This is a genomic window from Roseivirga sp. AWQ4_251 (genome assembly GCF_056158225.1).
In genome coordinates this window covers 801,349-815,157 of the sequence record NZ_JBSWSW010000002.1, presented here as the reverse complement: position 1 = coordinate 815,157, position 13,809 = coordinate 801,349, and the positions used below count along the sequence as shown (strand labels likewise).

The window sequence follows — 13,809 nt, the reverse complement described above, 5'->3', positions numbered from 1 at the left end:
TTGAATCCCGTTTAGAGTAGCCAATCCTTTTAGTATATTTGACGCTTGAAATGCAACGCAAACTCCTTTTAGGACATCCACAATTGGCCATAACCATTGGCCGTCTCTGTCAGGAACTGATAGAAAACCACCAGAATTTTGATAATACTGTAATCTTAGGGCTTCAGCCTAGAGGTATCTATTTTGCCGAACGCATCAAAGAAAGACTTCATGAGTTTACCGATGCCAAAGTAGATTTGGGTTATCTGGATTCTACATTTTACCGAGACGATTTCAGAAGAAGAGATTCACCAAAAAGAGCCAATGAAACCAAAATTGATTTTTTGGTTGAAGGCAAAAAGGTGATTCTGATTGACGATGTGTTTTACACTGGCCGTTCAATTCGCGCAGCAATGGATGCTATGATTGCTTACGGGCGTCCGGCAAAAGTAGAATTGCTGGTTTTGGTAGAAAGAAAATACTCGCGTCATGTGCCTATTAAACCCGATTATGTGGGAAGGCAGGTGAACACATTGGATTCTCAGAAAGTACTTGTGGAGTGGAAGGAGCAAGGCGTTGAAGACGATAATATTTGGCTAATTAATAAGGAAGAAGAATAATGCAGGAGCAGTTGAGTGTCAAACATCTTTTAGGAATCAAGGATATTACCCCTGAAGATATTGAGCTTATTTTTGAAACTGCCGATGAGTTCAAGGACGTGATCAACAGACCGATCAAGAAAGTGCCTTCGCTCAGAGACGTTACAATTGCCAATGTCTTTTTCGAAAATTCTACCCGAACCCGCCTTTCGTTCGAATTGGCCGAAAAACGACTTTCTGCCGATGTTATCAATTTTTCATCGGCAAGTAGCTCGGTTAAAAAGGGAGAAACGCTTTTAGATACCGTAAACAACATTTTATCCATGAAAGTGGATATGATTGTAATGCGCCATTCAAGCCCAGGTGCTCCGCACTTTTTGGCTAAACATATTAAAGCCAATATTGTAAATGCTGGAGATGGCACACACGAGCATCCCACTCAGGCTCTTCTCGATACTTATTCTATCAGGCAGAAATTAGGTGGAGTTGCAGGCAAAAAAGTAGCCATTATTGGAGATATTCTTCATTCGCGCGTAGCGCTTTCTAACATTTTTGCGCTTCAGAAATTAGGAGCAGAGGTAATGGTTTGTGGGCCGATTACTTTACTGCCAAAGCACATTGCTTCTTTGGGTGTTAAGGTAGAATTGGACGTAAGAAAGGCGCTTGAGTGGTGTGATGTAGCCAATGTGTTGCGAATTCAGTTGGAGCGCCAACAGATTAAATATTTCCCTTCGTTAAGGGAGTATTCGCTTTATTATGGGGTGAACAAGAAGTTGCTTGATTCACTAAATAAGGAGATTGTGATTATGCACCCTGGGCCAATCAACCGCGGGGTGGAATTGAACAGCGATGTGGCCGATGCCGATAATGCTATTATTCTCGATCAGGTAGAAAATGGCGTGGCTGTCCGTATGGCGGTTCTGTATTTACTGGCTTCCCTCTCTAAAAATTAAGAACCATGAAAAAGTTTTTCAAAATCATGATCATTGGCCTTCTGCTGGTGATTGCGGCTTTCTATTTCCTACTTTTACCGTACATGGTACATATGATTACCGATTATGAACCATATACTTTCGAATCGGTAACTAGCAACCCCGAGCTTTTGGCCAAGTTTGAAATTGGAGATCATAGAACTCCGGCCGATTATGGTTTTGACAACTATAAGGAAGTTGATTACAAAACGCTTTTCGATGGGTTGAGTTTGAACGGTTGGTATATGCCAGCTTCCAAAGAAGGAATTACACAGACTTTAATGATCAATCATGGGCGTACGAGTAACCGCCTTAAAACTATGAAATATTTGGAGTTGGTTCGTGAAACTGGCCTTGATTCCCTTTACAATATTTTTATCCCTGATTTGAGAAATTCAGGGAAATCGGAAGCTTCGGCTACGGCTTTGGGCTATGAATTTGCTGAAGATATTGTGGCATCTATGAAAATGCTGAAGGATGATTATGGGCAAAATCATTTTGTGCTTTGGGGATTTTCCATGGGCGCCATGGCAAGTGCTACAGCTGTGAACAGACCAGATTTGGTTGAATTTGAGCAGAAAGAAGGTTTGACCGTAGAGAAATTGATTTTGGCGAGCCCACTCAGCAATATTTATGAAACCACAAAAGTGGCTAGTGATGAAATGGGAATTCCTGATTTCATCTATGATATGTCGTTCAATAAATTCGACCATAAGATTGATGATTGGGGACAAAACATGAAATTCTCTTATTTACTGAAGAATAACCCACTGCCAACGCTAGTGCTTTACGGAACTGGCGATACTACAACACCTGCTAGAATCGTAGAGAAAGAAATCGAAGGGTTGCCTAATGTAACTTCGGAGTCATTTGCAGATGCTGAACATGTTCGTATTTACACTCGCCCTGAGTATAAAGAGCGTTACACCAAAGCTGTGAACGATTTTTTAAGAAAGTAACTCTTTTCAAAACAAAAGCCCTGAAAGTCGTTTAAGTGAGTTGGGCTGTTTGTTTTCCTGAGCAATGTCGGTAAGCGCTCGCGTGAGGGATAGCAGCGGAAAGCCCGCAGTGTATTGGCTTTTGTGCGTTTGGCGAGGACTTGGAGCGCATAGCCCGACCCGCAGGGGCACGCCCAAAAAGGAAAAATTGTCGTAATAATCCTTTTACAAACGTTTGCCTAATTGAATTTTAGAAATCGTAATTTTGAGTAAACCTTTTTAAGCATGAAATATTACAATTCGATTATTGAAACCATTGGCGATACACCTCTGGTAAAACTCAATTCTGTGACCAAGGGTATTCCCGGTACTATTTTGGCCAAAGTGGAATACTTTAATCCTGGCAACTCGATGAAGGATAGAATGGCGCTGAAGATGGTTGAGGATGCTGAAAAGGAGGGTAAGCTGAAGCCTGGCGGAACCATAATTGAAGGAACTTCGGGAAATACAGGAATGGGTTTGGCGCTTGCGGCCATTTCGAAAGGCTACAAATGTATTTTTACCTTGGCCGATAAACAATCGCAGGAGAAGATTGACATTTTGAGAGCTGTAGGGGCAGAAGTAATTGTTTGCCCAACGAATGTTTCGCCTGATGATCCGCGTTCGTATTACTCGGTTGCTCGAAAGTTAAACGCTGATATTCCGAATTCTTTTTACCCAAATCAATACGATAACCTTTCCAATACTGCGGCTCATTATGAAACCACAGGGCCAGAAATTTGGAGAGACACAGAGGGCAAAATCACACATTATGCTGCTGGTGTTGGTACGGGCGGTTCGATGTGTGGAACATCAAAATATTTAAAGGAACAAAAAGCCGAAGTTGTAACTGTAGGTATTGACACCTATGGTTCGGTTTTCAAAAAATATAAGGAGACTGGAGTTTTTGACGAAAAGGAAATTTATCCATACCTGACTGAGGGCATTGGTGAAGATATTCTGCCTAAGAATGTAGACTTCAGTTTGATCGATCACTTTGTGAAAGTTACAGACAAAGATGGAGCGATTATGACCCGAAGATTAGCCAGAGAAGAAGGTCTTTTTTGTGGTTGGTCGTGTGGTTCGGCAGTAGCGGGCGCTTTGGAATGGGCCAAATCGAATTTGAAAGAAGACGATGTAATGGTGATTATTTTGCCAGACCACGGAACACGCTATTTGGGTAAGCTTTACAATGACAACTGGATGAAAGATCATGGATTTGTGGAGAACAGAACTTTTGAAACTGCAGCTGACGTACTTACGCATCAGAATGGCAACGGAAAACTGACTTCGATTACACAAGAAGCTACAGTGGCTGAAGCCATTAAATTGATGACTTCGAAAGGGATTTCTCAGTTACCCGTAACGCATGAGGGCGAGTTTGTGGGCAGCTTGGTAGATTCAAAACTTTTGGCTCTTATTATTGATGATGCGGAGGTGAAAGAGAAAAAGGTTTCTGAAATTATGGATAAGCCGTTCCAGTTTGTTTCACCAGATAATACTTTGGATGTTCTTTCTTCGGTAATCACCAAGGACAACCCAGCTGTAATGGTTCGCGATGCGGCTAATGAAGTTCATATCATTACGAGGCACGATTTGCTTCAAGCCATGACGAACAATTAAAAAATAGACCCCGAGAAATCGGGGTTTTTTATTGAGCTTACTTAAATAGAATCAAGGTAGAGGCGCTCTACCTTTTCTCTTGCCCATGGTGTTTTCCGCAAGAAAGTAAGACTGGATTTTACGGATGGATTGTGCGTAAAACAACGAATATTGATTCTGTAGCCAAGTTCTTCCCATCCATATTCCTTCACTAAAAATTCTAGAATGTCTGCAAGCTTAACGCCATGCAGTGGATTGTTGGGTTGAGATTCAGAGGCAATGGTCATAGCTAAAGAACTTTTAGGTTCACGAAGATGTGAAATAAATCAGTTCTTTTACCGTCTCTTTCATGAACAGTTTGTGCAATTCTCAAACCTGTTCCTAAATTATATTCGAGCGATTTATCCTTGATACTAGAGTGCAATGGATATTTGAAACTTATTAAAGGAATGAATTTTAAATAGTTATTCCAGAGTTTGTGAAAATTGGGAGCCTCAGAGTATACCATAATATAATTTCTTTTTAAGCCATTGGGATCATATCCAAATATTTTTATTAAATGGTTCTCTATGACAGTACGATCTAAGTGTTTAAGGTTAAAACCTTCAAATACACTCAATGGGAGACCACTAGGTTCTTCAATTTTAATGTCAAGCTCTCCTAATTGTTTACCAGTAGCAGATTTTCCGTATCGTGCTTGCTCTTTGGCCATAACGCCTTGAGCAACAAGGATGCTTGCTATAAAGCTGTTTCTTAAGTCCTCATCTTTATCTATTTTCAAAGCTATTCCTTGAAGCTGAGATGCTGCAAGAATCAATGAATTCAAAAGGTTCTGACTCGAGTTTCTTCTAGAATAACCACGGGCTAGACTACTTATGTCAACACTGATAGCACTGTTATGGCATTCAATAGTCGATTTCCCCTTTAGTTTGTATTTTCGTAAAACTTCAAATTTAAAGAAATAAGGAGATTTGGACTCAATACATTCTTCACAATTGCACGCAATCTTTTCATGAATATCGATACCCTCTTTAAGATTCAAGCTAACATTTATTTGTTGAATATGATTTTTTAAGATGCCTAAAAGCTCACTTGCCTCCTCACCAAAAAGCAATATTTGTAGTTCCTTATTCGCAAGGTCATATATTATATCTGCTTCTGAATTCTCATATTTAATAATGGCTCTTGTTTTAGAATACTTATTGGGTTGTAATAAATTGTAAACCCGGCATATTAAACGAGTAAAGACCCCAGAAGGCATAAATCTATATTCATATCTAAATTGTAAGGCGGGGTAATGCTTTACTCTTTCAGGATTATAACTAGGGGGTAGAAGCTCTGGGATTATGTAATCATATGTTCCTAGAATATTGAAACAGAGCTCAAATTTTTCCATAAGCCGTATAAGCTCGTGATGTTTGTCCCTAGGGTAAAGAGATTTATGCCAGTAGGAGTCAAGTTGTGAGAATTCAAACCGCCCATTAGACTTTTGTATTTCTTTAGCATCTATTAATGCATAAACCGCTGCCGTCACCCACTCTGGATTTAGAATAACAGTATCAGTAAGTAGCTTATCATTCTTGAAATGAAGAATTATACCAAGATCGTGTAAATAATTGCTTAAGAATTCCGCTTTTGTTTGAGTCAATTTATAAGTACGGCAAATTGCGAAATAATCCGAAAGACTTATGTAATTCTCATTAGCTCTTGAGCTTAAATCATCTTTTACTGAAATCCAAGAACTGGGTAATCTATCACCTATGTGAGGTAGGTTAGAAATTACCTTTTCAATTTCTTCACGGAGCTTTTGTATCCCTTCAAGAGTCAGGCAACTCACCCTCAAAAAAGCATGTATATTATTGAATGTCTGTTTTAATTGGTCCTCATCAATATGCTGAATTCGAATATCTGACTTATTCATGACGACAATAACAGGGCTGTTATTGCTAAGCTGCTTGATCGCGTTTAACCAATATTCTAAAGAAACCTGATATTCATTCTTGCGTGGATCCCAAATAAGCAGGTAGATTGAGCGAGCTGTAAGAAAAAATTGATGTGTTGAATGATAGATTGCCTGCCCTCCAAAATCCCACACATTTAAGTCTACCGACCTTCTGACATAAAATTCAGTTTCTAGAAATTCATCACCCTCTTCAAAATCATCTTCGTTAGATTCAATTTCATAATCTACATATTTAATTTCATAATCTTCATAATCTTCATATTCGTTGTAGTATGGTTCAATTGCCTCAAAATGGCAATTTAAACTCCATTTCTTAATTGTAATGCCATGTGTGGTTTGTTCTTTTCCTAAGTCCATAGCAAAATTAGGATTTACTAGACTCTTCATCAAAGTGGTCTTCCCTACTTCTCCATTTCCGACTAGAAGGAGCTTAGCTGCGAATATTCTTTTAGTCTCACTGAGTTTCTTGGTACTCTCCAAAAAATCTGCAACAGCCCAAAAGCCGTCATCCATAATCTCCAAAGGAACTCTGTTCATTAGTGGATTGCCTCCGATCTCAATATTTTGTATGAAAGGCAGGGAGAGGCAACAGTCTGGAATATAAAAGAACTGGTTACAAAGAAGATTTATATCAATCAAACCAGAAAGCCTTACGTAGTCAAATTCAAGATGGTTAAAGTTATTATAGGATAAGTCCAGAAATCTAAGTCTACTTAACTCGTTAATTTCAAAAGGGAGATTGAAAAGGTTATTATTACTTAAATTTAGATCGTTAATTTGATCGAGCTTACCTATATCTGGCGGTAATACCCAAAGGCCCAAGCCCGAAAGATCAAGATAACTTTGACCTGTTTGTTCTGCTTCTAGTATCAGGTCAAGGGCCAATTTATTTTGCTGATCGAACATGCGGAATTAAATATTAAGATAATATTAGAGAATTGATTTTTAGATTCAAATTCACAACTATCTAATAAAGACTCTACGTTCTCTTTAAGCCTACGAATAAGTAGAGTTGTCAAAGTTATATCCCGGAATCTCGGTAGAAACCGCTGATATTGCCTAATACCTGATCGTAGATGCGATCGATGAAAGCCATAAAAAGGTCTTCAGGTGCTGGTGGAGGCAATTCTCTTCTTTTACTCATTTCAATTTCTTCTTTGGTGAGGGCACGTTCATCTCCGTTGAAAGAAGCCCATTCATGTACCCAAACGTCTTGATTTGGTAATTTCCTGTTGGTTAGAATACGATCTGTATAAGCGTCTCTGATTTCAAAATTCATTACACCTTGAGAAGAAAGCGTTTTACGATTTACCGTTAATTTGGCTTTTACGGTATTGTAAACATCGTGCTTTTTGCCTTCGTTGTCGGTGTATTTGCCTACCACAACGCTATCGCGCGAAACTTCAACAGTTTCTGATTCTATCAGTATTTGGCCAAGTACAAAATCATCGAAAGTCATTGAAAGAATCTGGTCTGCCTGAAGATCAATTTGTTGGGCCTCATCTTGAGTGAAAAACTGAACAAACCTGCCTTGGCTATAATTGTCTAAATATTCCAGAATTCTATTTTCGAAATAAGCATTGCTCAACTTCAACCTTCTTGAATGCATTGGAATTGGCTCAACCAAAACTCTAATGGTTCCCATATCTCTAGCTTCTGTTAAAAGATTATCGATATCAGGAATGTTTCTGTTGAAGTTCAAAGCGAATTCAAAATGCTTGAATGCTTCTCGTCCGCCTTCAATGGTATTCGTTTCCAAAGCGTTTCTACCCAATTGTAATTGATAATCTGCCGCTTTTTGAGCAGCATTTTGCTGCTCATTGATATAAGAAGCAGGCTTTACCAAACTTAAACAAGCAGGGCAACGCTGAATCTGCGAGTAATAACTATTCAATTGTTTATACTGGTAATAAATGGCTTCCCAACGATAAGGATCGCTGTTTGCCGTAAGCATCCGAATGTAATCTTTGTGATAGTTTGAGGCTAATCGGTAGCCTTCTCGTAAAACATCTTGCGACTTTTTATTGTCAGGGTTTGACTGAAGTCTGTTGATGGCTCTGTCGAGTGCAATTTCATAATTGCCTTTATCGAGTGCGTTTTTACCAGTAGCGCAGCTTATGAGGGTGAGCAGCATAAGCGCCAAAGTAGACTGTAAAAAAGTTTTCATAAGCTTTAATGTTTGGTTGATCTAGCCTTTTCCAAAATGAGTGCCAAATTAGGATTTATTTTGCGCATCCAGCTCTACGATTTTAGCTTTCATCAATTCAAAAACCTTTTCTTTGAGCAATGGAACGTCTTTTTGACTATATCCTTTTGTGGAAATTTCAGGTAAAAAATAATTGTGAATTACCCCTGGCTTCAAACCTAATTGACTTTTAGGCATTAGTTTTTTGGCATCGTGAATAATCAATGGCATAATAGGAATGCCCGTTTCAACAGCTAAACGGAATGGTCCGCTATAAAAAGGAAGAAGAGGTTGAGAACTTTCATTACGGGTGCCTTCGGGCGCTACCATGATGGAAACCCCACTGCTCAAATTTTCAATCAACTTTTGAACACTGGCCTTTCTACTTTCTTCATTTTTCCTATCAACCCAAACCGCAAACCGCCCAACAATAAAACCAAAAACGGGAATTTTAGAGAGCTCGATTTTACCCAAGGCTTTCAACTCTGAAGGAATTGCCATGGGAATCGCAGGGGCATCTAAAAAGGAAGTGTGATTAATCACGAAAATATAGGGTTGGCCTTTACGAACGAGATTTCGGTTGTGGGTTTTAAACTGAATGAATGATGTTAATGAGAAGAGAAAGGCCCAAGCGCGAACAAAAAAGTAGCTTAAACCGCCCATTTTACGGCTTATAAGTATGGGAATGACGATTAAGGGCATCAGTATTAACATAATACCGACAAACCAAATGGCACACCAAGCAGTGTAGAGTATTTGCGCTAGCTTTTTGATGACAAAATCTTTTCTGAAAATAAGTTAAAATAATTTTTTTATGTCGAACTGGTCCTTAGATTTGACCTGAAATTTAATGACAAAGAACAGCGATTTTTCATCCAGATTGCTGCTTCTTCAAAGGAAACGGATGAAACCTAACTCTTTACTTGCAGCCCTTACCCTAACCGGTCTGGGCTTTTTTTATGGATTTTTTATCTTGGTGAAAATTTGAAAGGCTATGAAATTCGGAAGTGTTACCCACCCAGAAAATATTGACTTTACTTTACCGGTAGATCATCCGGATACAGAGCGAATTTTAAAAGCCTCTGGCTTTAAAGATAAACCCAAAATCTATGTGGGTTGTGCCAAATGGAACAAAACTGATTTAAAGGGCTTTTACCCCAAAGGCACAAAAGATGAGCTAACTTACTATGCAACCCAGTTCAATAGTATTGAGCTGAATGCTACTTTTTACAATTACAGCCCAGAACAATTTGAAAGCTGGTACGAAAAAACTCCCGCTGATTTTAAGTTCTTTCCCAAGCTCAATCAGATGATTAGCCACAGAAAGCGCTTAAACGATGCAGAACAATACACAGATGATTTTGTGCATGCTCTATCGCGTTTGGGAGAAAAAATGGAAACGACATTTCTCCAACTTCATGATAATTTTGCTCCGAAGAATTGGGATAGACTGGAGCATTATATTACTACATTCCCCAAAGGAGTTCCACTTTCAGTAGAAGTTAGGCATACCGATTGGTTGAATGAACCTAAAGTAGCCAGCAAATTTTATACGTTATTAGAAGAAAATAATGCCACCAATATTATCACCGATACTGCTGGCAGACGCGACTTGCTCCACATGCGTTTGACCACTCCTAAAGCTTTTATCCGCTATGTTGGTGCCAATCATGAAAGTGATTATGCCCGACTGGACGATTGGTTTGACCGAATCAAAAGCTGGATTGAAATCGGTGGACTGGAAGACATCTACTTTTTTGTTCACCAGAATCTTGAACAAGCATCACCGTTACTTTCTGCCTATTTTATAAAAAGGTTGAACAATGAGCTAGGTTATAATTTACACGTTCCAAACCAGCAAGACAGTCAAACAAATCTGTTTTAAGCACTTTGAGCCATTAGTTCATAATGGCTTGGTAAATCAAGGTTCTTAATTTGTTGTGGTCGTCTAAACCACCATCAGGGATTAGCTGAGTGAAATAGACGACTACCAAATCTTCTTCTGGGTCGACCCAATATGTGCTGTGGTAAGCTCCACCCCAGCCATATTCACCATTAGAACCTGGAATTCCACGCGCGCCAAAATCTTTTACTACGGAAAACCCTAAACCAAAACCAGTGCCAGGAACCCAAGGAAATGTGGCTTGCTCAAGATGGTTTACAGTCATCAGCTCAACGGTTTTTGGCGATAAAATGCGATGGCCATTGTAACTTCCCTTATTCAGCATCATTTGAAGAAATTTCGCGTAGTCTTCCGCAGTGCTCAATAAGCCAGCACCGCCAGAAAAGCTCGTTCTTGGTCCATCGATATATTGACCTTGATCGACCATTCCGCCTACACTTGGTGCTTTTTTAAGGCTATTGCCTTCTGGAGAATAAACAGTTGTAAGTCGGTTTCTTTTGCCTTCTGGCAGATAAAAGTGTGTGTCACTCATGCCCAATGGATCTAGAATCTTGCTGTGCAAGTATTCGTCAAGCGATTGGCCAGAAACCACACCAATCAGTGCACCTAAAATGTCTGTGCTGTAACCATAAACAAATCGTTCGCCCGGCTGGGCTTCAAAAGGAAGCTTAGCAATTCGCTTTACGGTTTCTAAAATAGGTTCTTCTCTGTTTGCGAAATACCAGCCTTGAATGCCCGCCTCTTTCCACTTATCGCTTCCCAAGCCTTCTCCATATCCGACACCCGAAGTATGCGTAAGTAAGTCGCGAATGGTGATGGGCCTTTTGGCTTTTACGATTTTATATTTGCCGTCTTTGGTCGGTTCGGCTACCGTGGTTTCATAGAATTCTGGAATGTATTTGCCTACGGGGTCGGTAATCAGAAGTTTACCTTCTTCTTGAAGCATCATTATGCCCACGCTTACAATGGCTTTGGTTTGGGAAGCTATACGGAAGATGGAAGTTTTTTCCATCGCTTGATTTTTCTCTAAATCACTTTTTCCAAAAGCATTGAAATAGGCGATTTTCCCTTTTCGAGCTAAAAGCACTACTGAACCAGATACCTTGTTCTGATCTACATATTGCTGAAAGGTTTGGGTCAAAAACTTCAACCTTTCAGAAGACATTCCTACTTCTTCAGGAACGGCTTGAGTTAAATTCTGAGCAAATGAAAAGGTTGAGATAAACAGAGTAAAAGCCAATAGAAATAGCTTTTGAGCATATTTTGAATCCATAATCCGTAGGTGTTTAAAAAGTTGTTGGGCTGAGCCGAACAGAATTAGGTAGAAGTTAAAAATACTTTTTCGAATAAGTAAGTTTAAACGTAATTCTTACGGATGTTTCTGGTGGCAATAGCTTTAGAAAAGCTCTAAACTTTCCTAAAGCTATAATTTTAAGTCAAAGTCTCGACTGAAGTTCTTTCATCGTTTTTACAAAGTCATGTGTGATCTGCTCTTTCCGATGATGGTTTCCTTCTTTTACTATCCAGTTTCCGTTTACAATGGTGCCTAGCATTTGCGATGCATCCGTGCAGTACACTATGGTGTTGCACAAATGTTTTGTAGCAGAACAAGCCAATAACGGAGCTTTTGCATCGACCACAATGGCATCAAATGATTGGCCTACTTCAAAGAAGTTTTTACTGGATTTGCCCATGGCTTTTCTTCCAGCTTGCAAAGCCATTTCAATGGCGTTAAAGCCACTATTCCCTTTTTCTGGCTCAAAGAAGGTGGTTCTTTTATGCGAAGTCAAACGCTGGCCGTAATCGAGTAATCGCAGTTCTTCCAAAGGATTTAAACTTACATGGCTGTCGGTACCAATACTCCATGAGCCATTGAAAGATTGATAATCTTTGAACCTAAACAAACCATCGCCAAGATTGCCTTCCGTAGTAGGGCACAGCACTACATTTGCGTTTACGTTTGCAATTCCTTTTACCTCGCTATCGCTTAAATGTGTGGCATGAACCAAGTGATAATGTTCATTCACCTCTGCATTTTCCAGCAGCCATTCCACAGGTCGTTTACCATGAAAGGCCAGACAATCCTCAATTTCTTTCAATTGTTCGGAAACATGAAAATGAAAGGGTTTATCATCTCTGAAATCTTGACAAACCTTGATGACATCTTCTGGATCAACCGCCCTTAAGGAATGAATTCCTTGGCCTAAATTCGCTTGCTTGTAGTTTTTGATCGCCTTTTCGCTACTTTCTAAAAGTTTGTAATAATCATTAATGGTTGAAGAAATAAAACGCCTTTGTTTCGTTTCTGCAGGTTTACCAAATCCCCCCTTTTGGTAGAACATGGGCACCAAAGTAATTTGAATGCCAGCCTTTTCAGCCGCAGCTATCAGTCTTTCGCCAAGCTCTGCCAAGTTGTTATAAGGCTGCCCATTTTGATCATGATGAACATAGTGGAATTCCGCTACTGCCGTATAACCATGCCTTGCCATTTCAGCATAAAGCATGGCCGCAATATTTTCGAGTTGTTCTGGCCCAACTTGCAATGCCAAATCGTACATGGCCGAACGCCAGCTCCAGAAATCATCAGGAACACCAGCGCCCTCATGCAATTCGGCCAAACCCGCCATAGCATATTGAAACGCATGTGAATGCGCATTTTGAAAGCCAGGCAAGGCATAACCTTCCACCCATTCGGCATTCAAGTTACTCGTAGATGCAATTCCAATAGATTCAATGTTTCCCTCTGAATCAACTTCGACCAACGCATTTTCCAGCCAACCTTCATTGGTTAACAGGGCTTTGAATTTGAATGCTTTTGCCATGCCTAGAGTGCTTTAATTAATTCTTGAAATAGATTTTGCAGAACGGCTCTGATTTGATTCGCACGAGTTTCGTCATATTCCGTTTCTGAGTCGTTCATGTAATTTGTTTTCGCCATTTCGAGTTGAAGGGCATGAACGTTCTCTTCTGGCTTTCCAAAGGAACGTGTAATGTAGCCTCCTTTAAAAGGGTGATTGTGTTGAAGATCATAATTTCCCTTGCCCAAAGCGGAATAGGCTGTTTCAATAATATTTGAACTTGCTGAAGTTTCGTCATTGTCTCCTAAAATCAAATCGGGGAAAGCCTCTTTTCTTATTCCCGGCACCACTTTTCTGATAGAATGGGCATCGAATAACAGTACTCTTCCAAACTTATTTTTGGTAGAAGTTATAAGTTCTTCAATCTTTTGATGATATGGCAAATAGTAATGTTCAAGCCTTCTTTCGATTTCTTCGTGATCTGGTTCCTCTTCTTTATACAATGCTTCTCCATTGAAATTAGTGGTTGGCACCAACCCAGTAATTACGCGGCCATCATTATACAAAGGTTGACTATTTGGGTCGCGATTAAGGTCGATTACCCAACGATTGTAATTGGCAGTAATCATGGTTATGCCCATGGCAGGAGCAAAATCATAGAGCTTGTCGATAAACCAATCTGTATCATCAGGTTTGTCGGTGTATTCTGATTTCAGCTGTGCGGCAACTTCCGCAGGAAAAAAAGTGCCCGAGTGAGGCGAGCTGATAATGATGGGAACAGCCTCGACTTGAGGCTCAATAATATTGTATAAATCCATAGGCTACGATCGTA

At 39.7% G+C, this 13,809-nt stretch carries 12 protein-coding genes; 5 read left to right on the top strand and 7 right to left on the bottom strand.

Features of this window, described 5'->3' with window-relative positions:
• Nucleotides 1-50 precede the first annotated feature (50 nt).
• The 4 genes from pyrR (at nt 51) to ACXACJ_RS17785 (ending at nt 4,149) form a co-directional block, all read left to right on the top strand.
• Entirely contained in the window at nt 51-599 is a 549-nt protein-coding gene (gene pyrR / locus ACXACJ_RS17800) for a bifunctional pyr operon transcriptional regulator/uracil phosphoribosyltransferase PyrR (RefSeq protein WP_475135765.1), read from the top strand.
• Nucleotides 599-1,531, top strand: coding sequence for an aspartate carbamoyltransferase catalytic subunit (locus ACXACJ_RS17795; RefSeq protein ID WP_475135764.1), 933 nt, complete (start codon nt 599-601; stop codon nt 1,529-1,531). Before pyrR ends, ACXACJ_RS17795 begins: the two co-directional genes overlap by 1 nt.
• Nucleotides 1,532-1,536: 5 nt before the next feature.
• Complete coding sequence (locus ACXACJ_RS17790; protein WP_475135763.1) at nt 1,537-2,508, top strand: alpha/beta hydrolase; 972 nt, start codon at nt 1,537-1,539, stop codon at nt 2,506-2,508.
• Nucleotides 2,509-2,772: 264 nt separating this feature from the next.
• A complete protein-coding gene (locus ACXACJ_RS17785; protein ID WP_475135762.1) occupies nt 2,773-4,149 on the top strand; it encodes a cystathionine beta-synthase in 1,377 nt (458 codons plus the stop codon).
• A gap of 41 nt (nt 4,150-4,190) precedes the next feature.
• Here the strand turns inward: ACXACJ_RS17785 and ACXACJ_RS17780 are convergent, their stop codons facing one another.
• From ACXACJ_RS17780 to ACXACJ_RS17765, 4 genes are all read right to left on the bottom strand, one after another.
• Complete coding sequence (locus ACXACJ_RS17780) at nt 4,191-4,415, bottom strand: VF530 family protein (protein ID WP_475135761.1); 225 nt, start codon at nt 4,413-4,415, stop codon at nt 4,191-4,193.
• 2 nt (nt 4,416-4,417) lie between these two features.
• Nucleotides 4,418-6,997, bottom strand: a complete 2,580-nt coding sequence (locus tag ACXACJ_RS17775) for a COR domain-containing protein (RefSeq protein ID WP_475135760.1) — start codon at nt 6,995-6,997, stop codon at nt 4,418-4,420.
• Nucleotides 6,998-7,112: 115 nt separating this feature from the next.
• Nucleotides 7,113-8,258 carry a hypothetical protein gene (locus tag ACXACJ_RS17770; protein ID WP_475135759.1) on the bottom strand — a complete coding sequence of 382 codons (1,146 nt, stop codon included), beginning with the start codon at nt 8,256-8,258 and terminating at the stop codon, nt 7,113-7,115.
• Between the two features lie 48 nt (nt 8,259-8,306).
• Nucleotides 8,307-8,939 (bottom strand): lysophospholipid acyltransferase family protein, encoded by a 633-nt coding sequence (locus tag ACXACJ_RS17765; protein ID WP_475135758.1) that lies wholly within the window; start codon nt 8,937-8,939, stop codon nt 8,307-8,309.
• 331 nt (nt 8,940-9,270) lie between these two features.
• Between ACXACJ_RS17765 and ACXACJ_RS17760 the strand changes: the two genes are divergently transcribed.
• On the top strand, nt 9,271-10,161 hold the full coding sequence (locus tag ACXACJ_RS17760; RefSeq protein WP_475135757.1) for a DUF72 domain-containing protein: 891 nt from the start codon (nt 9,271-9,273) through the stop codon (nt 10,159-10,161).
• Nucleotides 10,162-10,174: 13 nt separating this feature from the next.
• Here ACXACJ_RS17760 and ACXACJ_RS17755 read toward each other — a convergent pair whose 3' ends face one another.
• The 3 genes from ACXACJ_RS17755 to ACXACJ_RS17745 all read right to left on the bottom strand — a co-directional run bounded on the left by ACXACJ_RS17755 (nt 10,175) and on the right by ACXACJ_RS17745 (nt 13,795).
• Nucleotides 10,175-11,452 (bottom strand): serine hydrolase domain-containing protein, encoded by a 1,278-nt coding sequence (locus ACXACJ_RS17755; RefSeq protein ID WP_475135756.1) that lies wholly within the window; start codon nt 11,450-11,452, stop codon nt 10,175-10,177.
• Nucleotides 11,453-11,615: 163 nt separating this feature from the next.
• The gene (hutF, locus tag ACXACJ_RS17750; protein WP_475135755.1) at nt 11,616-13,001 is read right to left on the bottom strand and encodes a formimidoylglutamate deiminase; all 1,386 of its coding nucleotides are present in this window, start codon (nt 12,999-13,001) and stop codon (nt 11,616-11,618) included.
• Nucleotides 13,002-13,003: 2 nt separating this feature from the next.
• On the bottom strand, nt 13,004-13,795 hold the full coding sequence (locus ACXACJ_RS17745; protein ID WP_475135754.1) for an N-formylglutamate amidohydrolase: 792 nt from the start codon (nt 13,793-13,795) through the stop codon (nt 13,004-13,006).
• Between the last annotated feature and the right edge of the window lie 14 nt (nt 13,796-13,809).

What these genes read in the sequence shown, in the direction of transcription:
- pyrR (WP_475135765.1), top strand. Translation starts at nt 51, where the DNA reads ATGCAACGCAAACTCCTTTTAGGACATCCACAATTGGCCATAACCATT.
- ACXACJ_RS17795 (WP_475135764.1), top strand. Translation starts at nt 599, where the DNA reads ATGCAGGAGCAGTTGAGTGTCAAACATCTTTTAGGAATCAAGGATATT.
- ACXACJ_RS17790 (WP_475135763.1), top strand. Translation starts at nt 1,537, where the DNA reads ATGAAAAAGTTTTTCAAAATCATGATCATTGGCCTTCTGCTGGTGATT.
- ACXACJ_RS17785 (WP_475135762.1), top strand. Translation starts at nt 2,773, where the DNA reads ATGAAATATTACAATTCGATTATTGAAACCATTGGCGATACACCTCTG.
- ACXACJ_RS17780 (WP_475135761.1), bottom strand. Translation starts at nt 4,415, where the DNA reads ATGACCATTGCCTCTGAATCTCAACCCAACAATCCACTGCATGGCGTT.
- ACXACJ_RS17775 (WP_475135760.1), bottom strand. Translation starts at nt 6,997, where the DNA reads ATGTTCGATCAGCAAAATAAATTGGCCCTTGACCTGATACTAGAAGCA.
- ACXACJ_RS17770 (WP_475135759.1), bottom strand. Translation starts at nt 8,258, where the DNA reads ATGAAAACTTTTTTACAGTCTACTTTGGCGCTTATGCTGCTCACCCTC.
- ACXACJ_RS17765 (WP_475135758.1), bottom strand. Translation starts at nt 8,939, where the DNA reads ATGGGCGGTTTAAGCTACTTTTTTGTTCGCGCTTGGGCCTTTCTCTTC.
- ACXACJ_RS17760 (WP_475135757.1), top strand. Translation starts at nt 9,271, where the DNA reads ATGAAATTCGGAAGTGTTACCCACCCAGAAAATATTGACTTTACTTTA.
- ACXACJ_RS17755 (WP_475135756.1), bottom strand. Translation starts at nt 11,452, where the DNA reads ATGGATTCAAAATATGCTCAAAAGCTATTTCTATTGGCTTTTACTCTG.
- hutF (WP_475135755.1), bottom strand. Translation starts at nt 13,001, where the DNA reads ATGGCAAAAGCATTCAAATTCAAAGCCCTGTTAACCAATGAAGGTTGG.
- ACXACJ_RS17745 (WP_475135754.1), bottom strand. Translation starts at nt 13,795, where the DNA reads ATGGATTTATACAATATTATTGAGCCTCAAGTCGAGGCTGTTCCCATC.